Annotated in this window: 16 protein-coding genes and 1 pseudogene; 14 read left to right on the forward strand and 3 right to left on the reverse strand. The window is 72.2% G+C overall.

All coding sequences use genetic code 11. From position 1 onward, the window contains the following. Positions 1 to 45: 45 nt before the first annotated feature. The 3 genes and pseudogenes from glmS to CBOVI_RS10855 all read left to right on the forward strand — a co-directional run. Entirely contained in the window at positions 46 to 1,908 is a 1,863-nt protein-coding gene (glmS, locus tag CBOVI_RS02215; protein WP_010274516.1) for a glutamine--fructose-6-phosphate transaminase (isomerizing), read from the forward strand. 314 nt (positions 1,909 to 2,222) lie between these two features. Next, on the forward strand, positions 2,223 to 3,710 hold the full coding sequence (locus tag CBOVI_RS02220) for a hypothetical protein (RefSeq protein WP_010274518.1): 1,488 nt from the start codon (positions 2,223 to 2,225) through the stop codon (positions 3,708 to 3,710). Positions 3,711 to 4,191: 481 nt separating this feature from the next. Further along, a pseudogene (locus CBOVI_RS10855) lies at positions 4,192 to 4,569 on the forward strand (hypothetical protein); the annotation flags it as partial. 32 nt (positions 4,570 to 4,601) lie between these two features. On the opposite strand, the gene CBOVI_RS02225 reads toward CBOVI_RS10855, so the two are convergent. Further along, positions 4,602 to 6,074, reverse strand: coding sequence for a hypothetical protein (locus tag CBOVI_RS02225; RefSeq protein ID WP_290214988.1), 1,473 nt, complete (start codon positions 6,072 to 6,074; stop codon positions 4,602 to 4,604). Between the two features lie 192 nt (positions 6,075 to 6,266). On the opposite strand from CBOVI_RS02225, the gene CBOVI_RS02230 reads away from it, so the two are divergent. From CBOVI_RS02230 to groL, 6 genes are all read left to right on the forward strand, one after another. Then, a complete protein-coding gene (locus tag CBOVI_RS02230; RefSeq protein WP_290214990.1) occupies positions 6,267 to 6,722 on the forward strand; it encodes a hypothetical protein in 456 nt (151 codons plus the stop codon). 388 nt (positions 6,723 to 7,110) lie between these two features. Further along, positions 7,111 to 9,102: a tRNA (adenosine(37)-N6)-threonylcarbamoyltransferase complex ATPase subunit type 1 TsaE gene (tsaE, locus tag CBOVI_RS02235; protein WP_010271267.1), complete on the forward strand. Its 1,992-nt coding sequence runs from the start codon at positions 7,111 to 7,113 to the stop codon at positions 9,100 to 9,102. 346 nt (positions 9,103 to 9,448) lie between these two features. Then, entirely contained in the window at positions 9,449 to 12,178 is a 2,730-nt protein-coding gene (gene tsaB, locus CBOVI_RS02240; RefSeq protein ID WP_125187164.1) for a tRNA (adenosine(37)-N6)-threonylcarbamoyltransferase complex dimerization subunit type 1 TsaB, read from the forward strand. A gap of 163 nt (positions 12,179 to 12,341) precedes the next feature. After that, the gene (locus tag CBOVI_RS02245; RefSeq protein ID WP_010271318.1) at positions 12,342 to 12,842 is read left to right on the forward strand and encodes a hypothetical protein; all 501 of its coding nucleotides are present in this window, start codon (positions 12,342 to 12,344) and stop codon (positions 12,840 to 12,842) included. A 141-nt stretch (positions 12,843 to 12,983) separates the two neighbouring features. Then, complete coding sequence (groES, locus tag CBOVI_RS02250; protein WP_010271321.1) at positions 12,984 to 13,283, forward strand: co-chaperone GroES; 300 nt, start codon at positions 12,984 to 12,986, stop codon at positions 13,281 to 13,283. 18 nt (positions 13,284 to 13,301) lie between these two features. Further along, positions 13,302 to 14,915: a chaperonin GroEL gene (groL, locus tag CBOVI_RS02255; RefSeq protein ID WP_010271324.1), complete on the forward strand. Its 1,614-nt coding sequence runs from the start codon at positions 13,302 to 13,304 to the stop codon at positions 14,913 to 14,915. Between the two features lie 99 nt (positions 14,916 to 15,014). Here the strand turns inward: groL and CBOVI_RS02260 are convergent, their stop codons facing one another. Next, a complete protein-coding gene (locus CBOVI_RS02260; protein ID WP_029157950.1) occupies positions 15,015 to 15,317 on the reverse strand; it encodes a WhiB family transcriptional regulator in 303 nt (100 codons plus the stop codon). A 433-nt stretch (positions 15,318 to 15,750) separates the two neighbouring features. Here CBOVI_RS02260 and shbA point away from each other — a divergent pair, with 433 nt between their 5' ends. Next, complete coding sequence (gene shbA, locus CBOVI_RS02265; protein WP_010271329.1) at positions 15,751 to 16,386, forward strand: RNA polymerase sigma factor ShbA; 636 nt, start codon at positions 15,751 to 15,753, stop codon at positions 16,384 to 16,386. An 88-nt stretch (positions 16,387 to 16,474) separates the two neighbouring features. After that, positions 16,475 to 17,617, forward strand: coding sequence for a hypothetical protein (locus CBOVI_RS02270; RefSeq protein WP_183273646.1), 1,143 nt, complete (start codon positions 16,475 to 16,477; stop codon positions 17,615 to 17,617). Between the two features lie 155 nt (positions 17,618 to 17,772). Here CBOVI_RS02270 and CBOVI_RS02275 read toward each other — a convergent pair whose 3' ends face one another. After that, positions 17,773 to 18,198, reverse strand: coding sequence for a DUF5319 domain-containing protein (locus CBOVI_RS02275; RefSeq protein ID WP_010265806.1), 426 nt, complete (start codon positions 18,196 to 18,198; stop codon positions 17,773 to 17,775). Positions 18,199 to 18,569: 371 nt separating this feature from the next. On the opposite strand from CBOVI_RS02275, the gene guaB reads away from it, so the two are divergent. The 3 genes from guaB (at position 18,570) to CBOVI_RS02290 (ending at position 23,496) form a co-directional block, all read left to right on the forward strand. Then, entirely contained in the window at positions 18,570 to 20,099 is a 1,530-nt protein-coding gene (gene guaB / locus CBOVI_RS02280) for an IMP dehydrogenase (RefSeq protein WP_029157735.1), read from the forward strand. 110 nt (positions 20,100 to 20,209) lie between these two features. Then, the gene (locus CBOVI_RS02285) at positions 20,210 to 21,373 is read left to right on the forward strand and encodes a GuaB3 family IMP dehydrogenase-related protein (RefSeq protein ID WP_010265800.1); all 1,164 of its coding nucleotides are present in this window, start codon (positions 20,210 to 20,212) and stop codon (positions 21,371 to 21,373) included. Positions 21,374 to 21,654: 281 nt separating this feature from the next. Continuing rightward, the gene (locus CBOVI_RS02290; RefSeq protein WP_029157734.1) at positions 21,655 to 23,496 is read left to right on the forward strand and encodes an APC family permease; all 1,842 of its coding nucleotides are present in this window, start codon (positions 21,655 to 21,657) and stop codon (positions 23,494 to 23,496) included. The last annotated feature ends 48 nt before the right edge of the window (positions 23,497 to 23,544 follow it).

Consider the following 23,544-nt stretch of genomic DNA (forward strand, 5'->3'; position numbering starts at 1 on the left):
ACAATGGTTTCGGGCATGACGGGGAAGGGCGCTAATGTAGGGCGCATGTGTGGAATTGTGGGATACGTTGGTGACGCCCAGGCCCTCGACATCGGATACGACGCGCTCGCGCGGATGGAGTACCGGGGCTACGACTCCGCCGGGATCGCGGTGATCCAGCAGGGCACCGTCGAGGTGGAGAAGCGCGCCGGCAAGCTCGCGAACCTCCGCGAACGGCTCGACGAGGTCGGCCGGGACCACTTCACGGGCACGACGTGCATCGGCCACACGCGGTGGGCGACCCACGGCCGCCCGACGGACGTCAACGCCCACCCCCACGTGTCCTTCGACGGCAAGGCCGTCATCGTGCACAACGGCATCATCGAGAACTTCGCCCCGCTGCGCAAGGAGCTCGAGGCCGCCGGCATCGAGCTGGCCAGTGAGACGGACTCCGAGGTCGCGGCGCACCTCGTCGCCCTCGCGTACAACGACGGCCCGACGGCCGGTGACTTCGAGGCGTCCGCGCTGCACGTCCTCCGCCGTCTCGAGGGCGCCTTCACCCTGCTGTTCGCGCACGCGGACCACCCGGAGATGATCGTGGCGGGCCGGAAGTCCACCCCGCTCATCGTCGGTGTCGGCGAGGGGGAGATGTTCCTCGGCTCGGATGTCGCGGCGTTCATCGCGCAGACGAAGAACGCGGTGGAGCTCGGCCAGGACAACGCGGTGACGATCACCCGCGACGGCTACCGCATCATGGACTTCAGCGGTGAGGAGGTCGAGGGCACCCCGTTCACGATCGACTGGGACCTCGAGGCCGCGGAGAAGGGCGGGTACGACTCCTTCATGATGAAGGAGATCTTCGAGCAGCCGGCCGCGATCCGGGACACTCTCGCCGGCCACTACGACAGCGGGCGGATCATCCTCGACGAGCAGCGGTTGTCGGATGAGGATCTGCGGCAGATCGAGAAGGTCTTCGTCGTCGCCTGTGGGTCGGCCTACCACTCGGGCCTGCTGGCGAAGTACGCGATCGAGCACTGGGTGCGCATCCCGGTGGAGATCGAGGTCGCGTCGGAGTTCCGCTACCGCGACCCGGTGCTGGACCAGCAGACGCTCGTCGTCGCGGTGTCCCAGTCGGGTGAGACGGCGGACACCCTGGAGGCGGTGCGGCACGCGAAGTCGCAGGGCGCGCGGGTGCTGGCGGTGTGCAACACGAACGGGTCGCAGATCCCGCGGGAGTCGGATGCGGTGCTGTATACGCATGCCGGCCCGGAGATCGGGGTGGCGTCGACGAAGGCGTTCCTGGCCCAGGTCGCGGCGAACTACATCGTCGGCCTGGCGTTGGCGCAGGCCCGGGGGACGAAGTACCCGGACGAGATCGAGGTGATCTACTCCCAGCTGGAGGAGATCCCCGCGAAGATCGAGAAGGTCCTGGAGCTCCAGGATGAGGTGCACGCCCTGGCGGACGAGCTCGGGGCGATCCCGACGATGCTCTTCCTCGGCCGGCACGTGGGCTTCCCGGTGGCGTTGGAGGGCGCGTTGAAGCTGAAGGAGCTCGCGTACATCCACGCTGAGGGGTTCGCGGCCGGTGAGTTGAAGCACGGTCCGATTGCGCTGATCGAGGATGATCTCCCGGTGGTCGTCGTCGTCCCCTCCCCGGAGGGCCGGCCGGTCCTGCACTCCAAGATCGTGACGAACATCCAGGAGATCCGCGCGCGTGGTGCGCGGACGATCGTCATCGCGGAGGAGGGGGACGAGGCGGTCCGTCCGTACGCGCACACGCTGCTGGAGATCCCGAAGTCGTCGACGTTGATGCAGCCGCTGCTGTCGACGGTGCCGTTGCAGTTCCTGTCGGCGGAGATCGCCCGGCAGTGCGGGAACACGGACATCGACAAGCCCCGGAACCTGGCGAAGTCGGTCACGGTGGAGTAGGTTCCGCCCCGCTCCGGCCCCGGGGGGTGGCCGGGAGTGGGGGTAGTGGGGGTACGACGCCGACCTCTGCTGCAAAGGTGCAGGCAGTGGGGTTCACCGTCCGGGGTGGGGACGGAGCTTCGGGAGTGAAGTCTTTGGCCGGGAAAGCTGTATAGTTGAAGCGTCTGCGGGGGAAATGCTTATGTGAGTGTCAGGAACGCCGGGGGAACACGCCGCCGGTGACCGATCATGAGAGGTACACCCACATGAAGAAGATGGCCACTGTTCTGGTGGCTGGTCTTGTCACCAGCGCGGTCGCGACCGCCCCTCACGCTGTGGCAGACGATGCAACGACCACGCAGAAGGCGGAGGTCAACATCCTCGACGGGTCCGTCAAGGGGTCGAGCGGGACCAAGGGGTCGTCGGACGTCAAGGGCTCGAATGATGCGAAGGGCTCCGGGGACAACAAGGGCTCGGTCCAGGGGTCGCTGGGCTCCACGGGGAAGAAGGCTGACACCGCTCAGGGGCAGGTCGGTTCCACGATCGACGGCAGCCTCGGCAAGGCCACGGGCAAGGCCACGGGCACCGCGGTCACCGGCGACGGTGGCGCCGGCGGGCAGGCCACCGTCGGTTCCGCGGTCGGCAGCCTGGGCAAGGACGGCGTCGCCGGCAAGGGTGGCGACGAGAAGGGCACCGCCGGCTCGGACATCACCGGCAGCCTGAGCACGCTCGGCAGCTCCGAGAAGAAGGCCGAGGGTGCGGGCGATGACAACGGGGGTGCGAACCCCGATGACCAGGCTCCGGTCGGTTCCGCCGCGAACCTGCTCTCGAAGTTCATGGCCGGTGCGCTCAAGGCCTTGCAGGGCAGTGACGACAAGTACGGCACGGAGCTTGTCGGGAGTGCCATGAACACGGTGGTGAAGCTGAACGGCAAGGGGGTTGACATCGTCGGCAGCCTCCAGAACTCGGCGAAGTCGTCGGACAGTGTCACCGGCAGCCTCGGCAAGGGTGACGGCAAGGCGACGGCCGGGTCCGACATCACCGGTAGCCTCGGCAAGGGCGAGGGTAAGGGTGACGGCAAGGCGACGGCCGGGTCCGACATCACCGGCAGCCTCGGCAAGGGGACCGCTGTGGTGAACATCCTCGGCAGCCTTGGTAAGGGCGAGGGCAAGGGTGACGGCAAGGAGACCGCCGGGTCCGACATCACCGGTAGCCTCGGTAAGGGCGAGGGTAAGGGTGACGGCAAGGTGACCGCCGGGTCCGACATCACCGGCAGCCTCGGTAAGGGCGAGGGTAAGGGTGACGGCAAGGTGACCGCCGGGTCCGACATCACCGGCAGCCTCGGCAAGAAGACTGAGGCGAGCAAGCCCTCCGAGACGGCGCCGGCTGACCCGAAGCCGTCTGAGACTGCGCCGGTTGACCCGAAGCCGGTCGATCCGAAGCCCGTTGATCCGAAGCCGGAGAAGGAGCGCACCTTCATTGACGTCCTCCTCGAGATCGTCGGCAAGATCACCGACGTGCTCGACGGGAAGGGTTTCGCTGGTGCCGATATCACCGGGTCGCTGACCGGTGACAAGGACTCCAAGGACAAGGGTGGCGACAAGGACGTCCCGGGTAGCGGCAAGATCCAGGGTTCCGTCCCCTCGGGTCTCACCACGCTCGTCGGCTCCAAGGACAACAGCTCGCTGCTCGGGAGCCTGGATGGCAAGGGCACGACGACCGGCTCGCTGCCGGCCTCGATCAGCCAGATCATCCTGGGCTTCCTCGGTGTCGCCGGGATCGCCGGTGCCATCAGCTGGTGGTGGTCCTTCACTCACCGGTGATCACTTCGGTGAGTGACGTCCCTGGGCTTCCCGGGATGTCGTGACCTCAGGTCCGGAGACAGGGGCCGTCCACACCTCGCGCGTGCGGGTGTGGGCGGCCCCTTCTGCATTGTCGGCGTTGCCGGGAGGCGGGGTGTGATGTGACCGCTCACCCCTGATGGGGGGCGCGATAAACATACACCAGAGGTTCCGGAAAGCAGACGTGCAGCGTATATGCGACCGGCTGTACGTAATAGGTATAACGTGATCTGTATAACGTCCTGGCTTCGGCGTTGCTGTGCGGCGTCTGTGGTGTCTTAGTAAGATCTTACGGAGCTGGAGGCGACGGTCGCCTCGGCCCGGTGTGAAAGGACAACACCATATGATGAAGAAGAGGACGTTAGGGGCGGCGCTCGCCGCGGGGGCCCTAATCCTGCAGGCGACGGCGGCGCCGGCGCAGGCGACAGAGCAGGCGGCACTGCAGATGAGATGTGCGATCAGAATGTCGCCTCTCAATACCGACAAGGACGTCTCCACACTGGTGACGTTCGATGCGCCGGAGGATGTCTACGTCGGTGAGCCGGTGACGATCAGGGCGAGCATTGGGGATGTTGTCTTCAAGGACGGGACGATGTCACTTGCAAGCAATGCCCGGGTGAACTCCAGCGTCATCAGGATTCAGGTTTCGGGCGACTTTGACTTCGTTGGAAACCCGCCGGCCGGGGTTTCTCGTCGTGGGAATGTGATCGAGATCCGGGATCGGGTGAGTGGGACGCTCAAGGGTGACACCCTGACCGCGAAGACCCAGCCGCTCGAGATGACGGTCGTCCCGAAGAAGAAGGGGCGGTTCACTGTCACCGCCGCGCAGAATCTGCTTGATGCTAACGTCTCAGCAACTAGTTTCTTGGGGAATCATCGCGGTACCACTAATTGCTCTGTTCCTGCAGGGTCGGTCATTGGATACCGAATCGTGAATGAGCGGCCGGTCGAAGCGCCCAAGAAGACTGAAGAGCCGCAGCCGACCTCGTCCGAGCCGCAGGCTACGTCCACGGAGCCGACCCCGACGGAGCCCCCGGCTGCGACGACCGAGCCGACTCCGTCTGAGGAGAGCAAGCCGTCCGAGGATCCCAAGCCGTCGGAGGAGGCCAAGCCGTCTGAGGAGGCCAAGCCGTCCGAGGAGAGCAAGCCGTCCGAGGAGCCCAAGCCGTCGGAGGAGCCCAAGCCGTCCACGGAGCCGACCCCGTCCGACAAGCCGTCTGAGGAGCCCAAGCCGTCGGAGGAGGCCAAGCCGTCCACGGAGCCGACCCCGTCCGACAAGCCGTCGGAGGAGGCCAAGCCGTCGGAGGAGGCCAAGCCGTCCACGGAGCCGACCCGTCCGACAAGCCGTCGGAGGAGCCCAAGCCGTCTGAGCAGGCCAAGCCGTCCGAGGAGCCCAAGCCGTCGGAGGAGCCCAAGCCTTCCGCGGAGCCGACTCCGTCCGAGGAGGCCAAGCCGTCTGAGGAGCCCAAGCCGTCCGAGGAGGCCAAGCCGTCGGAGGAGGCCAAGCCGTCCACGGAGCCGACTCCGTCCGACAAGCCGTCGGAGGAGCCCAAGCCGTCTGAGGAGGCCAAGCCGTCTGAGGAGAGCAAGCCGTCCACGGAGCCGACTCCGTCCGAGCAGGCCAAGCCGTCCGAGGAGGCCAAGCCGTCTGAGGAGCCCAAGCCGTCTGAGCAGGCTAAGCCCTCTGAGCAGGCCAAGCCGTCCGAGGAGAGCAAGCCGTCTGAGGAGCCCAAGCCGTCCACGGAGCCGACTCCGTCCGAGCAGGCCAAGCCGTCTGAGCAGGCTAAGCCGTCCGAGGAGGCCAAGCCGTCTGAGCAGGCTAAGCCGTCGGAGGAGGCCAAGCCGTCTGAGCAGGCTAAGCCGTCGGAGGAGGCCAAGCCGTCTGAGCAGGCTAAGCCGTCGGAGGAGCCCAAGCCGTCTGAGCAGGCTAAGCCCTCTGAGCAGGCCAAGCCGTCCGAGGAGAGCAAGCCGTCCACGGAGCCGACTCCGGGCGACAAGCCCGCGGAGAACGCCGGCGACTCCTCCGATGCCGCAGCGAAGCTCGCGGAGGCGGAGAAGAAGCTCGCTGACGCGGAGAAGAAGGCCCAGGAGCTTCAGCAGCAGCTGGATCAGGCGAAGAAGGACAAGCAGGCCGCCGAGTCTGCCCTCAACGCCGCCCAGAACGACAAGAAGGCTGCTGAGTCCGAGCGTGACGCCGCCAAGAAGGCCCTCGACGACTGCAAGGCCACGGAGAAGGAGCTGAAGCAGCAGCTCAAGGACTCCGAGGACGCGAAGAAGAAGGCTGAGTCCGAGCGGGATGCCGCCAAGAAGGCTCTCGAGGAGGCCCAGCAGAACCAGGAGAAGCACCCCGCGACCCCGGAGCAGCCTGCCCCGCCGGCCACGCCGGAGGAGTCGACGCCGCCGGCCACGCCGGAGCCTCCGGCCACGCCCGAGCAGCCTGCCCCGCCGGTCACGCCGGAGCAGCCTGCCCCGCCGGCGCAGAAGAAGCCCACGATCCTGGACATCATCCGGGACATCTTCCGCTCCATCACCGGCTCCGTGTCCGGTGACAAGGGCACGACGGGCAGCAGCAAGCTCGTCGGCTCGCTGACGGGTGACAAGGACAACGGCGGCAAGATCCTCGGCTCGCTGCCGGGTGGCAAGGACAACGCCATCATCCGGATCCTCGGCTCGGACAAGGGCGTCAAGCTCCCCGGGTCCGACAACAACGGCAAGATCAACGGCAGCATCCCGGGCTCTGGCGGAAACGGCAAGATCACGGGCTCCATCCCGGGCTCTGAGGGCAACGGCGGGATCACGGTCTCCGTCCCCGGGTCCGACAACAACGGCAAGATCACGGGTTCCGTCCCGGGGTCTGACAACAACAACAAGATCACGGGGAGCATCCCGGGTTCGGTGACCTCGCCGAGCCTGCTCAGCGTGATCCTGGGCCTCATCGGTGGCGCCGGCATCGTCGGCCTCATCGCATGGTGCTGGGGTCTCATCCCCCGGTAACTCGCTGACGGGGGCCGTCGTCCCCCACCGGTGACCCCGGACCGGCCGCACCCCGCGTGCGGCCCCGCGTGAACCACCCTCCGACCGTTCCTCCGGGAGCGGACGGCGGGTGGTTTTCGCATGTCACGGCCCCGGACCTCCCGCGCCGGCCCCGGACCGGCGTGCGGGGCAGGACCCGGCCGGTCCCGGACCGGCGCGCGGGGGAGGACCCGGCCGGCCCGGGACCGGCGCGCGGGGGGAGGACCCGGCCGGCCCGGGACCGGCGCGCGGGGGGAGGACCCGGCCGGCCCCGGACCGGCGCGCGGGGGAGGACCCGGCCGGCCCGGGACGTGCGCGCGGGCCGGGTCGGATGTGGCGGCCCCGCACCCCATGAGGGAAGATCACAGACATGCCCGTCAGTGATACCCAGGCAGGCCCGCACAGCCTCGCCGAACTTGTCGTCGACCTCGGTGCCGTCGCGCACAACGTCCGTCGGCTCCGCGCCCTCGCCGCCCCCGCCCGGCTCATGGCGGTCGTCAAGGCGGACGGCTACAACATGGGCGCGCGTGCCGTGGCGCTGACGGCGCTCGACCACGGGGCGGACGAGCTCGGCGTCGCGACCGTCGGGGAGGGCCTGGACATCCTCGCGGTGCTCCGCGACGCCGGCCGCACCGCCCCCGTCACCGCCTGGATGTGGTACCCCGGCGAACCGCTCGACGACGCCGTCGCCGCAGGTCTCACCCTCGGCATCCCGTCGCTCGAGCACGCGCGGGCGCTCACCGCCGTCGCCGCCGACCGGGGGCGCCCGGGGCAGCCGCCCGTCCGGGCCACGCTCATGGCGGACACGGGCCTGTCCCGCTCCGGGATCGCGCCCGGGGAGTGGGGGGAGGTCCTCGACCTCGTCGCCGCCGCCGCACGGACCGGGTCTGTCGAGGTCACCGGGGTCATGTCCCATCTCTCGGGGGCCGACGACGCCACCTCCCCGGCGACCGACATCCAGGCGACCCGGTTCCGCCGCGCGATCGACGACTGCCGGGCCCGCGGCCTCGACGTGCCCGTCAACCACCTCGCCAACACCCCGGCGACGCTCACCCGGCCTGACCTGCGGTTCGACATGGTCCGCCCCGGGGTCGGCGTGTACGGCGTCGACCCGTGCGCGGGTGGGGGTGCCGGTGACGGCGGGGACGGCGCAGTCGGCGCGGGGGAGCCGGGCGCGGGCGGTGACGGCGGCCGTGGGCTGCGGCCCGTCGCGACGCTGCGGGCCCGCGTCACGACGACGCGACTCGTGCCCCGGGGGGAGTCCGTCGGCTACGGGGGCCTGTGGACCGCCGACCGTGACACCCGCACGGCCGTCGTCGCCATCGGCTACGCCGACGGGATCCCGCGCGCCCTCACCGGCGCGTTCGACGTCACCGTCCGGGGCCGCCGCTACCGGCAGATCGGGCGGGTGAGCATGGACCAGATCGTCATCGACCTCGGGCCGGCGGACGGCCCGGAGCCGGAGGTCAGGCCCGGTGACTGGGCGGTGATCTTCGGCGAGGGCGGGGCCACGCTCAGCGAGGTCGCCCGGGCGCTCGGCACGATCGACTACGAGGTCCTCACGCTGCCGCGCACGCGCGTGCGGCGGCGGTACATCCCCGCCGGCGAGGGCGAGGGCGCCGGCGCGGGCGGGGTCGACGGCCGCAAGGGTGACGCTGCCGGTGCCGTGGGGGCGGGCGACGGCGCAGGCGTCGGCGTCGGCACCGAGACCCCGGTGAACCCCGGCGCGGGGGCGGGGGACGGCGCAGGCGTCGGCGTCGGCACCGAGACCCCGGTGAACCCCGGCGCCCCGGACGGCACGGTGGCCGTGCCCACCGCCGAGGCGATGCGGCAGGTCGGGGAGGCGGTCGGCCGGGAACTCCGGGCCGGGGACGTCGTGGTGCTCACCGGGCCGCTGGGGGCGGGGAAGACGACGCTCACGCAGGGCATCGCCCGGGGCATGGGCGTGACCGGCCGGGTGCAGTCCCCGACGTTCACCGTCGTGCGGGAGCACCGGCCCTCCGGCGACGGGCCCGGGCTGCTGCACATGGACGCCTACCGGCTGCTCGACGGCCTGCGGGACGATGATGCTCACGGCACCGGGGGGACCGGGGCCGCCGGGCAGCCCGAGGAGACCGGGTCCGCCGGGCAGGGCGCGGGCCACGGGGTGTCCGCGGCGAGGTCGGCCGCGGTCCTCGACGCGCTGGAGTCCCTCGACCTCGACGGCGACCTCACCGACCATGCACTCGTCGCGGAGTGGGGCGAGGGGGTCGTCGAGCCCCTGGGCACCCGGGTGCTGCACATCACCCTGACCCGGGACGGGGTGGACACCCCCGGCGACGACGAGGCGCGCACCCTGGCCTGGCGGTGGACCGGGCGGTGACCTGGTGATGAGCGGGCGTTGGACCGGGCGATGACCGGGCGCTGGACCGGGCCGTGACCTGGCGCTGGACCGCGCCGTGACCTGGCGCTGGGCCGGGCGGTGACCTGGCCCGTCGCCGGCCCGGCCGCGTCGCCGCCCCTGGATGAGGGGAACGGGGGTCCCCGGCCGGGGCAGCGATCTGGAAGCTTTGGCTGTCCTGTGCTTCAATGATGCATGAATCACCGTGAGGGGTGTTTCGCAAGAGGTCCGGGTCGGATTGATCACCCGGCCCGGGCTCAAGTCCCCGGTACGTTTACTGCGAGAGCGTGCCGGGGACGTCTTGTGTCCGGGGGATAGACTCTCAGGAATGATGAACGTCCTGGCGATAGACACCTCCACCGGCCACGTCGTCTCCGGCATCGTGCAGGTGCCCGCCGACGGCGGCGACCCGGTCACCCTCGCCACGGTGGACGTGGACAGCCCCCGCGGCCACATGGAACTGCTCACCCCGGGCATCCTGCAGGGGCTCGACGCCGCCGGGTTGACGCCCGGCGACATCGACGCGGTCGTCGTCGGCACCGGCCCCGGGCCGTTCACGGGCCTGCGCGTCGGCATGGCCACCGCCGCCGCGTTCGGTGACGCCCTCGGCGTGCCCGTCCACGGTGTGCCCAGCGTCGCCGCCGTCGCCGCGACCCTCCCCGACATCACCGCCGCCGACGGGGACGACGCGCCCGACACCACCGCCGCCGGCACGGAGACCGCCGCCGACGGGGACGACGCGCCCGCCCGCGCGGCGCAGGTCACCGACCGGCGCGAGGTGCTCGTCATCACCGACGCCCGCCGGCGCGAGTGGTACCACGCCCGCTACGCCCTCTCGCCCGGCACCGCCGGCACCGCCCCGGCCCTCGAGACGCTGTCCCCGCCGGCCGTCGACACCCCCGCCGCCGTCGTCGCCGCCGCCCCGGCCGGGGTGCCGGTGCTCGTCGCGTCCGGGGTCGCCGCGCAGGTCCGGGAGTTGTTCGGGCCCGACCGGAGGATTCTCGACGACGACGCCCACCCCTCCGCCCGCTCCCTCGTCCGCGCGGCCCTGGCCACCGGAGCCGACCTCCGCGCCGACGCCCCGCCGCTGCGGGCGCTCTACCTGCGCCGACCGGATGCGGCGGAACCGAAGCCGCGCGCCGTGTCGCCCGCCCTCACCGGCGACGTCACCGCCCGGACCAGCGCGGAGCCCACGGCGGACACGCCCGCGCCGGGGGAGCGTCCCGTCGTCGTCACCCTCCCCCCGGAGGCCGCGCCCCGGTGCGCGGAACTGGAGCAGCAGCTCTTCCCCGGGGACTCCCCGTGGCCGGTCGAGGGGTTCATCGCCGAGATCACCGCGCCGCGCACTCACTTCCTGGGGCTCGTGCTGCCCGACGACCCGGCCGCCGCGACCGGCGCGGACGGGGAGGGTGCACCGACCGCCGCAACGGGTGCGGACCGGGAGGGTGCACCGACGGCCGCGACCGGCGCGGACCGGGACGCCGCGGACCGGGGGGCCACGGTGACCGGGGAGGTCATCGGGTACGCGGGCATCGCCGTCAACGGCCCGGCCGCCGACCCGGAGTGCGAGATCCACACCATCGGCATCGACCCGCGCCACCAGGGGCGGGGCTGGGCGCACCTGCTCATGGAACCGCTCATGGAGCTCGCCGACCAGCTCGGCGCGCCCGTCTACCTGGAGGTCCGCACGGACAACGACGCCGCCCGCGGCCTCTACCGCAGCTACGGCTTCGAGGAGGTCGGGCTGCGCCGGAACTACTACCAGCCGTCCGGGGCGGACGCGTACACGATGGTCCGGCCGGCACGGCGCGCGGACACGGCCGACGGGGGCACCGACCGTACCGACGGGGCCGCCGACCGTACCGACGGGGCCGCCGACCGGGGCACGGACGCGACGCCCGACGGGGACGTGACCGTCGTCCTCGGCATCGAGAGTTCCTGCGACGAGACCGGCGTGGGCGTCGTCGCCCTCGACCGGCGTGCCGACGGCGGCCACCGCGTGGAGCTCATCGCCGACGAGGTCGCCTCCTCCATGGACCAGCACGCCCGGTTCGGCGGCGTCGTCCCCGAGATCGCGTCCCGCGCCCACCTGGAGGCCCTCGTGCCCACGGTGCGGGCCGCGCGCCGGGCCCTGCGGCGACGGACCGGGCGCGACCGGCCCGACGCCGTCGCCGCGACGATCGGCCCGGGGCTCGCCGGGGCGCTGCTCGTCGGCTCGGCCGCGGCGAAGGCCTACGCCGCCGCGTGGCAGGTCCCCTTCTACGCGGTCAACCACCTCGGGGGGCACGTCGCCGTCGACGCCGTGGCCGGTCCCGGGGGGAACGACGCCGCCCGCGCGCAGCAGGCCCCGGCCGGCGGGGACGCGGCCCGTGGCGCGGAAGGGGCCCCGGACGGCGGGGACACCCTGGGGCACGCCGTGGCGTTGCTCGTCAGCGGCGGGCACACCCAGATCCTCGAGGTCGACGGCATCGGCCACCCGATGCGTGAACTCGGCGGCACCCTCGACGACGCCGCCGGGGAGGCCTACGACAAGGTCGCCCGGCTCCTCGGCCTCGGCTACCCGGGCGGGCCGGTGATCGACCGTCTCGCCGCGACGGGCGACCCCGCGGCCGTCGCCTTCCCCCGCGGGCTCACCCGCCCGGGCGACGCGCCGTACGACTTCTCCTTCTCCGGGCTGAAGACCGCCGTCGCCCGGTACGTCGAACAGGCCGAACGCGACGGGCGCACGATCGCCGTCGCCGACCTCTGCGCGTCCTTCCAGGAGGCGGTCGTCGACGTGCTCACCGCGAAGGCCGTCCGGGCGTGCGTCGACACCGGTGCGACGACACTGCTCCTCGGTGGCGGGGTGTCCGCCAACCGGCGGCTCCGCGAGCTCGCCCGGCAGCGGTGCGACGCCGCGGGGGTCGCGCTGCGCGTCCCGCCGCTGCGGCTGTGCACGGACAACGGCGTGATGACCGCGACGCTCGCCGCCGAACTCATCGCGGCGGGGGAGGGGCCGAGCGGCCTCGGCGTCGGCTCCTACCCGTCGCTCGACGTCGCGGTGCCGCTCGTGCGCTGAGCCGGACGGGTGCCCCGGCGGGCGGCATGTTGCCAGCGCACGGGCCGTAGCGGTTCCGTTCCGCTCGACCTGCGGGGGCGCGGGACCGCTGGCACAATGAGCGGGAAGACCACACACCGTCCGCCCGTCACACCGGCGGACCCGCACGTGAAGGAGGCCCGCCGTGGCCCGCTCCCTGCTCGTCACCCCTGATCTCACCGCCGAGGAGGTCGACGTCGACCTCTCCCAGGCCACCGACCTCCTCGGCGCGCCCGCCGACGGTCGCCTCAGCGTCGCGTTCGTCGAGGACGGCCGCTCGGTCGCCTGCGTCTACGCCAGCTCCCACTCCGACCCCGCCGCGGCCGGGGCCGACGGCACGGCCGGCACCACCGGCACCGCCGCCGGTGACGGGGACGCGGCGTCGCCGGACGTGGCGTCGGAACCCAACCCCCTCGCCTCCATGGGCCGCAACGAGCAGGACACCGGCAACTCCGCCTTCCTCTCCGACCCGACCCGGGCGATCTGCGGGACGGTCCTGTTCACCGGGGCCGACGGCGGCGACCTCACCGACGAGGACGTCGAGACGGTCCGGCGGGGCATCCGCGCGGTGGAGAACTACCGGGAGGACCAGCCGGAGGAGTACCGGCTGTGGCGCGACGCCGTGCTGAACCTCCGCAGCCGGTGAGGGCGGTTGAGCGTTAGCACTTGCCCGGGTAGAGTGCCAGTAGGTTGTGTACCCACAGTTGTTCACCCGCGACGACGGCTGTGCACGGAAGACCAACCGGCACACCATTCACTGAGACACGAATACACGGAGGTATTCATCGTGGCGAACGTCAACATCAAGCCGCTCGAGGACCGTGTCCTCGTCCAGATCGTCGAGGCCGAGACGACGACCGCGTCCGGGCTCGTCATCCCGGACTCCGCCAAGGAGAAGCCGCAGGAGGCGACCGTCATCGCCGTCGGTCCCGGCCGCGTGGGTGACGACAACGACCGCATCCCCATGGAGGTCAAGGAGGGCGACACCGTCGTCTTCTCCAAGTACGGCGGCACGGAGCTCAAGTACTCCGGCGAGGAGTACCTCATCCTCAGCCAGCGCGACATCCTCGCCGTCATCGAGAAGTAGAAGAGGGACCGTTTCCGTATGTCCAAACTCATCGCATTCGACCAGGAGGCCCGCGAAGGCCTCCAGAAGGGCGTCGACACGCTGGCGGACGCGGTGCGGGTGACCCTCGGCCCCCGGGGCCGCAACGTCGTTCTGCAGAAGGCCTTCGGTGGCCCGACCGTCACGAACGACGGCGTCACCATCGCCCGCGACATCGAGCTCGAGGACCCCTTCGAGAACCTCGGTGCCCAGCTCGTCAAGTCCGTCGCCATCAAGACCAACGACATCGCCGGTGACGGCACGACGACGGCGACGCTCCTCGCCCAGGCCCTCATCGCCGAGGGCCTGCGCAACGTCGCCGCCGGGGCCAACCCCATCGCCCTCAACGCCGGCATCGCCGCCGGCGCGGAGAAGACCGTGGAGCTGCTGCGCGAGCGGGCCAAGCCCGTCGCCGACAGCGCCGCGATCGCCAACGTCGCCACCGTCTCCTCCCGTGACGCGCAGGTCGGCCGCATGGTCGCCGACGCCATGGAGAAGGTCGGCCGCGACGGCGTCGTCACCGTCGAGGAGTCCCAGTCCCTCGAGGACGAGCAGACCGTCACCGAGGGCGTCTCCTTCGACAAGGGCTACCTGTCCCCGTACTTCGTCACCGACGCCGACTCCGGCACCGCCGTCCTCGACGGTGCCGTCGTGCTCCTCGTCCGCGAGAAGATCTCCTCCCTGCCGGAGTTCCTGCCGGTCCTGGAGAAGATCGCCGAGGCCGGCAAGCCCGTCCTCATCGTCGCGGAGGACGTCGAGGGCGAGCCGCTGCAGATGCTCGTCGTCAACGCCATCCGCAAGTCCGTCAAGGTCGTCGCCGTGAAGTCCCCGTACTTCGGTGACCGCCGGAAGGCGTTCATGGACGACCTCGCCGTCGTCACCGGCGGCACGGTCATCGACAAGGAGCTCGGCCACTCCCTCGCGGAGACCACGCTCGACCAGCTCGGGTCCGCCCGCCGCGTCACCGTCTCCAAGGACGAGACGGTCATCGTCGACGGCGGCGGCAGCGCCGAGGCCGTCGAGACCCGGCGCCAGCAGATCCGCAACGACATCGAGCGCACGGACTCCTCCTGGGACAAGGAGAAGTTCGAGGAGCGCCTCGCGAAGCTCTCCGGGGGTGTCGCCGTCATCCGTGCCGGCGGGGCCACCGAGACCGAGGTCAACGAGCGCAAGCTGCGGATCGAGGACGCCATCAACGCGGCCCGCGCCGCCTCGCAGGAGGGGGTCATCGCCGGTGGCGGGTCCGTCCTCGTGCAGATCGCCACGGAGCTCGACGAGCTCTCCGCGTCCTACGAGGGTGACGAGGCCATCGGCATCCGGTCCCTCGCCAAGGCCCTGCGCCGCCCGGCGTACTGGATCGCCGACAACGCGGGCCTCGACGGCGCCGTCGTCGTCAACGCGATCGCCGACCGCCCCAACGGTGAGGGCTTCAACGCCGCCACCCTGGAGTACGGCGACCTCGTCGCCGAGGGCATCATCGACCCGGTGAAGGTCACCCACTCCGCCGTGGTCAACGCCACGTCCGTCGCGCGGATGGTCCTCACGACCGAGACCGCCGTCGTCGACAAGCCGCAGAAGGCCGCCCCGGCGGCCGGTGGGCACCACCACCACTAGGCGCACCAGGAACGGCGGGGGCGGCTGACCGGCCGCCCGGCCGTGAGCGGGCCCGGACCTCATGCGAGGTGCCGGGCCCGAGGTGTGTCCGGGGGCGGGTCAGGAGGCCATGCGGCGGCGGTTGCGGGACGCCGGGTGGAGGATCGAGTCCCGCTCGGCCTCGCTCATCCCGCCCCAGACCCCGTAGGTCTCGCCGACGCTCAGGGCGTGCTCGCGGCACCGCACGAGCACCGGGCATTCGCGGCAGATCGCCTTCGCGCGGTGTTCGCGCATCTCCCGGGCGCGGCCGCGTTCGCCGTCCGGGTGGAAGAAGACGGACGAGTCCACACCTCGGCAGGAGCCGTGGAGCTGCCAATCCCACATTGTGGCGGTCGGACCGGGAAGCTGGCGGGGCTGGGGCATGGAGATCTCCTCGACTGGTGTCGACGTCGTGCTGACGGCCCGGCCCTCGGCCGGACGCACCCAGGTAGCGTGCGCGCGGGACATGAACGACAGATGACGACGGTGTGCACGAGAGGTTGCGCCACCCCCGCGGGGAGGCTCCGTCGGCTCCTGTACCCGTGGTGACCTGCTCTGATGCCGGTGGGTGAACACACGGTGAATTGTTCGCGGGCCGGTCGGGGAGGGGGTCCGGGCCCCCGGGAGGGGGACCTCGCACCGGGGACGACGCCGCCGGCGGGCGAACCGGACGGGGCCCGGGTCCGGTGATGCCGTAGATTGTCGATGGTAGGTATTACATTTGTGTTGCAACGGGCCCCGGGCCGAACCGGGACCGACGGATCCCGATGGACCCCGCCCCTCCCGGTACCCTGCACGGCCGACCCCGGAGTGAGACATGACGACGACTGAAGACCTGGACGCGGCGCTCGCGCGCCTCGTCCCGGACGCCGTCGCCGGCGACACCGCGGTGGTGCAGCGCATCATCAACCTCATCCACGCCCCCGTCGTGCGCTACTGCCGCGCCCGCGTGCCGCAGTGGCGGTACCCGACGGCGGAGGACATCGCACAGGAGGTGTGCCTCGCCGTCGCGCGGGCCCTTCCGGGGTACGCGGACCGGGGGTTGCCGTTCATGGCCTTCGTCTACCGGGTCGCCGCGAACAAGATCGTCGACGCGTTGCGGTCGCAGTCCCGGGACCAGGCCGTCCCCACGGAGGACGTGCCGGACACGGAAGTGACGGAGAACACACCGGAATCCTCGGCGATCGTCCGTGACGGGTGTAACGAGATCGCCGGACTGCTCGATATCCTCAGCGACAAGGCACGGGACATCATCATCCTCAGGGTCTTCGAGGGCTACTCCGCCGAGGAGACCGCGAGGATCCTCGGGACCTCGGCCGGTGCCGTCCGCGTGGCCCAGTTCCGGGCGTTGGCGAAGCTCCGCGAGCAGCTCGCGGCGCAGGACGCACCGGGCGGGGCCGCCCCGGGCGACCACGGTCACCGTGCCGGTGACCGGAGGGAGGCCCGACCGTGACCGCCGTGATGACCCGCCTCACACCCCCCACCCCCGGGTGGACCACATCCACCACGCACCGCGACATCCACGCGGGAAGGACAGCGCCATGACAGACGACTTCACCGGCCACGGGAAGGACGACCTCGAGTCGGTCCTGGCCGCTGACCGTCTGCTCGACGATCTCGCCCGGGGCGGGTCGGGGGACGACGACCGTCTCAGCGGTCTCCTCGCCTCCGCGGCCCGGGAGGCCCGCGCGGAGATCCCCGCCCCGCCGACGCTCGGCGACCTGTTCGCGACGGACGGCGACGACCACGGTGCCGACGGCGCGGACAGCCCGGACGGTGCCGACGGCGACGTCGTGCCCTTCACGGCCGCGGCGACGGAGCAGTTCCCCACCGCGACCGGCGCGGACGGTGCGGACGGCGTGGACAGTGCCGACGGCGTGGACGGTCCGGACGGCGACGTCGTGCCCTTCGCGGCCACGGGCCGTGGGCGCCGGGGTCCCCGCAGCGTGCGCCGGGTCCTCGCCCGGCGGGTCGCCGCCAGCGGTGTGTCCGCGACGGCGCTGTTCGTCGCCGGGGGAGCGGCCGCGGCCATCGCCTTCGGCGGGCTCGGCTACGCCGCCTACACGGGCAGCATCCCGGTGCCCGGCATCCCGTCGGTGAAGGACGACGACGGGACGGCGTCGAGCTCCAGCACCTCCGCCGGCACGAGCGCGCCGGGGGCCGCGACGGGGCAGGCCGGCGCCGGCGACCCCTCCCGCTCCCCGCGCCCGGGCCACGGCGACGCCGGCCGGGAGCGCGGCGACGGTGCCGCGACCTCCGGCGAACGCCACGCCGGGGACGGGGACAAGGACGACGCCGCCCGCACGACGCGCCGGACCCGCGGCACCGACCCGACGTCCCGCCGGACCACGGCGGAGACCGACCCGGCCCCGACCAGTGAACCGACCGAGGCGACGGCCCCCACGCCGACCGTCACCGCACCCGACACGGACACGCCCGACACGGGTGCCCCGGACGCCGGGACCGGCACCGGGGCCGCCGGTGGCGCGACCGACGGGGCCGACACCACCGGAACCGCGGGCGGGGTGCAGAGCGGGGCGGGTGCCGACGCGACCGGGCCCGGGACCACCGGGGCTACGCAGAGCGGTGCCGGCGCCGGGACCGAGGGGCCCGCGGGCGCGGGTGCGGCCGGAGCCGCGACAGGCGCCGGCGCCGGGACCGCCCACACCGTCCCGCAGGCGTAGCCCCGGCCCCCGCGCCCGGCACGGCCTCAGTCGTCGCCGGCGTCACCGCGGCCGGTGTTCCGGGCGCACGACCGCGGCTGAGGTTTCTTCGTTGTCTTTCGCGCTACCGCGGCTCAGTTTTCCTTCGCGTCACCGCGGCTGAGGTTTCGGTCGCGTCACCGCGACCAGGGGTACCGGGTGCGCGGGGCCCGCGACGGCTGCGAGTAGTGGTCCGCCGCGTCCGCGTACCCCGCGCAGTAGTCCCACGTCACGTACATGTTCGGATCCGGGGCCGCGCCCGGCTCGTGCACCGGGGCCGGTTCACGGGAGAGCATCGTCGTGATCCTCCCCACGATGATCGCCCAGTCGTAGTAGTGCACCTCGTCGCAGTCGTCGCACAGCGTCGCGATCCCCAGGATACCGCGGGGCTCGAGGAGGCTGCGGAACAGGCGCACGTTCTCGAGGTCCTCCTGCAGGGCGAAGACCTCCTCCGCCGAGAGCTCCTCGTAGTCGCCGTCCGGGTCCGGGTCCATGAAGGACGCCGGATCGTTCGGGTCGTCCGCGAAGGGGTCCGGGGGCATCGGTGCGTCGTCGAAATCCACGCTGTCCACCGTACCCCGGGCCGTCGTGGGGGAACAGCCCCCGGCCGCACCGCGGACCGTCCTGTGGACAACCCGCCCCGCGGCCCGCGGCCACCCTGTGGACACCGACGCCGGAAGGGCGGCGTCGACCCCCACCCGGGCCCGACCCGGACCCCACCGGGAGGCCCGCCGGAGAGGCGGCGTCGACCCCCACCCGGACCCCCACCCGGACCTCCACCGGGACCCGACCGGGACCCCACCGGGACCGTCCCCGGGCCCTCCGCCACGAATAGGGAAAACACTGCCCGGAGACTATCCTTGGGGCACCGGTGCGCCACGGGGCGCACGACGCGACAGACCCACCGCGACCACGGCAGGAGGACCAGGCCGGCATGACCGAACCGCAGCAGGTGAGCACTGGAGGGGACGATCCGGGGAAGGTGGCGCTCGTCGGGCTGACGTTCGACGACGTCCTGCTCCTCCCGGCGGCCTCCGACGTCGTCCCGTCGGAGGTCGACACCTCCACGCGGCTGACGAGGAACATCAGCCTCAACACCCCCGTGATCTCGGCCGCGATGGACACCGTCACCGAGGCCCGCATGGCCGTCGCGATGGCCCGCCAGGGCGGCATGGGCGTCCTCCACCGCAACCTCTCCGTCGCCGACCAGGCGCAGCAGGTCGAGATCGTCAAGCGCAGCGAGGCCGGCATGGTCTCCGACCCGGTGACGTGCACCCCCGACATGACGATCCGGGAGGTCGACGAGCTCTGCGCCCGGTACCGGATCTCCGGGCTGCCCGTCGTCGACGGCGACGGCGTGCTCGTGGGCATCTGCACCAACCGGGACATGCGCTTCGAACAGGACTTCTCCCGCCAGGTCCGCGACGTCATGACCCCCATGCCGCTCGTCGTCGCCCAGGAGGGGGTCTCCGCCGACGCCGCGCTGCGCCTCCTCAGCGAGAACAAGGTGGAGAAGCTGCCGATCGTCGACGGCGGCGGGCGCCTCACCGGGCTCATCACCGTCAAGGACTTCGCCAAGCGGGAGCAGTACCCCGACGCCGCGAAGGACTCCAGCGGGCGGCTGCTCGTCGGCGCCGGCGTCGGCACGGGCGAGGACTCCTGGCAGCGGGCCGGCGCGCTCGTCGACGCGGGGGTCGACGTACTCGTCGTCGACACCGCCCACGCCCACAACTCCGGGGTGCTCGAGACCGTCGCCCGGGTGAAGAAGGAGTTCGGCGACCGCGTCGACGTCATCGGCGGCAACCTCGCCACCCGCGAGGCCGCGCAGGCCATGATCGACGCCGGTGCGGACGCCATCAAGGTCGGCATCGGCCCGGGCTCCATCTGCACGACGCGGGTCGTCGCCGGGGTCGGGGCCCCGCAGATCTCGGCCATCATGGAGGCCGCGGTCCCCGCGCACAAGGCGGGCGTGCCGATCATCGCCGACGGCGGGATGCAGTTCTCCGGCGACATCGCCAAGGCCCTCGCCGCCGGCGCGGACTCCGTCATGCTCGGCTCCCTCCTCGCCGGCACGGCCGAGGCCCCGGGCGAGACCGTCACCGTCAACGGCAAGCAGTACAAGATGTACCGTGGCATGGGCTCCCTCGGCGCCATGCAGGGACGTGGGCTCACCGGCGAGAAGCGGTCCTACTCCAAGGACCGGTACTTCCAGGCCGACGTCAAGAGCGAGGAGAAGCTCGTGCCGGAGGGCATCGAGGGGCGCGTGCCGTTCCGCGGGTCCATCGACGCGATCGTCCACCAGCTCGTCGGCGGGCTCCGGGCGGCGATGGGCTACACCGGGTCCGCCACGATCGCGGACCTGCACAAGGCCCGGTTCGTCCAGATCACCGCCGCGGGCCTGCGCGAGTCGCACCCGCACGACATCCAGATGACCGTCGAGGCCCCGAACTACTACCAGCGCTGACGACCGGCGGCGACCACCGCCGGTCACCGCCGACCACCGACCGGCGCCGACCACCGCCGGTCACCGACCGGCGGCGACGACCGCCGAGACCCCGGGAGGGTTGCTGAACCATGCAGGACATCATCGACATCGGGATGGGGCGCGCCGCGCGTCGAGTCTACGGGCTCGACCAGGTGGAGATCGTCCCCTCCCGCCGCACCCGGTCGTCCCGGGACGTGGACACGACGTGGCGGATCGACGCCTACACCTTCGATCTTCCGTTCATGACCCACCCGTCGGACGCGGTGGTCACCCCCGAGTTCGCCGTGGAGTTCGGGCGGCTCGGCGGGCTGCCGGTCATCAACGCCGAGGGGCTGTGGGGCCGGCACCGGGACCTCGACGCCGCCCTCGACCGGGTGCGTGAGGCCGCCCGGACCGCCGACGAGGCCGACGAGGCCGCCGGTGCGGCCGGCGCGGACGGCGACGACGCCGGCTTCCCCGCCCAGCGGGTCCTCCAGGAGCTCCACGCCGCCCCGCTCGACCGGGACCTCCTCGCCGGGCGTCTCGCCGAGGTGCGGGAGTCCGGCGTGCGCTTCGGCGTGCGGGTCTCCCCGCAGAACGCCCGGGAACTCGCCCCGGCGCTCATTCGGGCCGGCCTGGACATCCTCGTCATCCAGGGCACGCTCATCTCCGCCGAGCACGTGTACTCCAACGGGGAGCCGCTGAACCTCAAGGAGTTCATCGGGTCCCTCGACGTGCCCGTCATCGCCGGCGGCGTCGTGAACTACACGACGGCCCTGCACCTCATGCGCACCGGCGCCGCCGGCGTCATCGTCGGCTCCGGGACGACGACGAACACCGACGCCCTCGGCATCGACGTCCCGATGGCCACCGCCGTCGCCGACGCCGCCGCCGCGCGCCGGGACCACCTCGACGAGACCGGCGGACGCTACGTCCACGTCATCGCCGACTCCGAGCTCATGACCTCCGGTGACGTCGCCAAGGCCGTCGCCTGCGGGGCGGACGCGGTGTCCCTCGGGGCGCCGCTCGCCGCCGCCCGGGAGTCCGGGGGCCGCGGACACTTCTGGCCCGCGGTCGCCGCGCACCCCCAGCTGCCGCGTGGCGTCGTCGAGTCCACCGGCGGCGGTGACGTGCCCCTCGAGCGGATCCTCGCCGGTCCGACGGCGAACCCCTACGGCGAGGAGAACCTCGTCGGCGGGCTCCGCCGGTCGATGGCGAAGTGCGGCTACACCGACCTCAAGAGCTTCCAGAAGGTCGACCTCGTCGTCCGCTGACCGGGGGTGGGGGCGGTCAGCTGAGGCTTCCCGTCACTGCGGACGTGCAGGCCCCCGGCCTGCGACGACGCCGCACGGTTGACCCCTAACGGGGGCCTGCGGACGAGCAGTCCCGCCCGTCCGGTTCCCGTCGGGCCCCGGCAGGCGTAGGTTTCCCCGCTGTGTTGGAGACACCGCAAACCCAGGCCGCCCCGCGGCCGCACCCAGTCCGCATCGACGCCTTCACCGCGGAGAAGCCCCGGCCCCTCAGCAAGGAGGACCGGCACCCCTGGTGGCAGGTCATGTGCCTGTCCGGGGTCGACTACTTCTCGACCCTCGGCTACCAGCCGGGGATCGCCGTCGTCGCGGCCGGCTCCCTCGCCCCGGTGGCGACCGTCGTCCTCGTCCTCGTCACCATGCTCGGCGCGGTGCCCGTGTACCGGCGCATCGCCCGCGCCTCGCCGAACGGCCAGGGGTCCATCGCGGTCCTCGGCCGCTTCGTCCCCGGGTGGAAGGGCAAGCTGCTCGTCCTCGTGCTCCTCGGGTTCGCCGCGACGGACTTCATGATCACCATGACGCTCTCCGCCGCCGACGCCTCCGCCCACGTCCTCCGCTCGGCGGACTCCCCGTGGCTCGTGCCCGTCACCCTCGGCCTCCTGGGCGCGCTGTGCGCCGTCTTCTTCCGCGGATTCCGCGAGGCCGTGAAGGTGTCCGTCGTCCTCGTGACCGTCTACCTCGCCCTCAACGCGGTCATCATCGGCCGGGGCCTGTGGCGGCTCGCGACGGAGGACGGGCACGTGGCGGACTGGCAGGAGTCGCTGACGTCCACGCACCAGAGCCCGTGGATGATGCTCGCCCTCGCGGTCATCGTCTTCCCGAAGCTCGCGCTCGGCCTGTCCGGGTTCGAGACCGGCGTGTCCGTCATGCCGCTCATCCGCGCCGCCCGGCCCGGTCACAGCTTCACCCCGGAGGAGCTGCGGCAGCGGCGCATCGCCCTCGGGCGGCGGCTCGTGCTCGTCAGCGCGTCCGTCATGAGCACCTACCTCGTGTGCTCGTCCGTCGTCGTCACCACCCTCATCCCCCGGGAGCTCCTCGAACACGGCGGCCCCGCCGACGGCCGGGCCCTCGCGTGGCTCGCCCACGAGCAGTTCGGCGGGATCTTCGGCACCGTCTACGACGTCTCGTCCATCGCGATCCTGTGGTTCGCCGGGGCGTCGGCCATGGCCGGGCTCCTCGCGCTCATCCCCCGGTACCTGCCCCGGTACGGCATGGCCCCGGAGTGGGCGCGCCGGTCGCGGCCGATGGTCGCGGTGCTCGGGGTCATCGCCGTGCTCGTCACCCTCGCGTTCCGGGCGGACGTCGACGCCCAGTCCGGCGCCTACGCCACCGGTGTGCTCGTCCTGCTCACCTCCGGCGGGGTCGCGGTGACGATCCTCGCCCACCGGGAGGGACGACGCGGTGCACGGCTGGGTTTCGGCGTCGTCACCGTGGTCCTGCTGTTCACCCTCGGCACGAACATCGTCGAGCGCCCGGAGGGCGTGCGGGTCGCCGGGTGCTTCATCGCCGGGATCATCGTGTCCTCCGCGGTGTCGCGGGCGCTGCGGTCGCTGGAGCTGCGCGGACAGGGCATCTCCTACGACCGGGCGGCGGCGAACATCCTCCGGGGGGCGACGAGCGGGGCGAACGACGTCGCCCTCGTCGCCCACGCGAAGCCGGCGGCGGCGGACCACACCGACCCGCAGAGCGTCGAGTCCTGCGAACTGTCCTACTCCTTCAAGGAGAACCGGGTGCGCACGGCGAACCACCTCGGCGACCGCCCCGTGATCTTCCTCGAGATCGTCGTCCGGGACGCGTCCGGGTTCTCCGAGCCGCTCGCCGTCACCGGGCACCAGGTGGCGGGGATCCCCGTGCTCCGCGTCGAGGCGACGGCCGTGCCGAACGCCGTCGCCGCCGTGGCGCTCGACATTCGCGAGACCAGCGGCGTCGTGCCGGACCTGTACTTCGAGTGGGCCCCGGGGTCGCCCGTGCGGGACATGATCCGGTTCCTCGCGATCGGGCGGGGGCAGAACGCGATGGTCACCCAGGAGATCCTCCGGCGGGCCGAACCCCGGGAGGAGCGGCGGCCCCGCGTGCACGTGGGGTGACCGGCGGGCCGGTCGCGCGGGGCGGGCGCGGGTGACCGGCGGGGCGGG

The sequence above is a fragment of the Corynebacterium bovis DSM 20582 = CIP 54.80 genome (assembly GCF_030408615.1).
Lineage (GTDB): Bacteria > Actinomycetota > Actinomycetes > Mycobacteriales > Mycobacteriaceae > Corynebacterium > Corynebacterium bovis.

Excerpts from the sequence above, each read along its gene's own strand:
- glmS (WP_010274516.1), top strand. The coding sequence starts at position 46 with ATGTGTGGAATTGTGGGATACGTTGGTGACGCCCAGGCCCTCGACATC.
- tsaE (WP_010271267.1), top strand. The coding sequence starts at position 7,111 with ATGCCCGTCAGTGATACCCAGGCAGGCCCGCACAGCCTCGCCGAACTT.
- tsaB (WP_125187164.1), top strand. The coding sequence starts at position 9,449 with ATGATGAACGTCCTGGCGATAGACACCTCCACCGGCCACGTCGTCTCC.
- groL (WP_010271324.1), top strand. The coding sequence starts at position 13,302 with ATGTCCAAACTCATCGCATTCGACCAGGAGGCCCGCGAAGGCCTCCAG.
- CBOVI_RS02260 (WP_029157950.1), bottom strand. The coding sequence starts at position 15,317 with ATGCCCCAGCCCCGCCAGCTTCCCGGTCCGACCGCCACAATGTGGGAT.
- shbA (WP_010271329.1), top strand. The coding sequence starts at position 15,751 with ATGACGACGACTGAAGACCTGGACGCGGCGCTCGCGCGCCTCGTCCCG.
- CBOVI_RS02270 (WP_183273646.1), top strand. The coding sequence starts at position 16,475 with ATGACAGACGACTTCACCGGCCACGGGAAGGACGACCTCGAGTCGGTC.
- guaB (WP_029157735.1), top strand. The coding sequence starts at position 18,570 with ATGACCGAACCGCAGCAGGTGAGCACTGGAGGGGACGATCCGGGGAAG.
- CBOVI_RS02285 (WP_010265800.1), top strand. The coding sequence starts at position 20,210 with ATGCAGGACATCATCGACATCGGGATGGGGCGCGCCGCGCGTCGAGTC.
- CBOVI_RS02290 (WP_029157734.1), top strand. The coding sequence starts at position 21,655 with ATGTGCCTGTCCGGGGTCGACTACTTCTCGACCCTCGGCTACCAGCCG.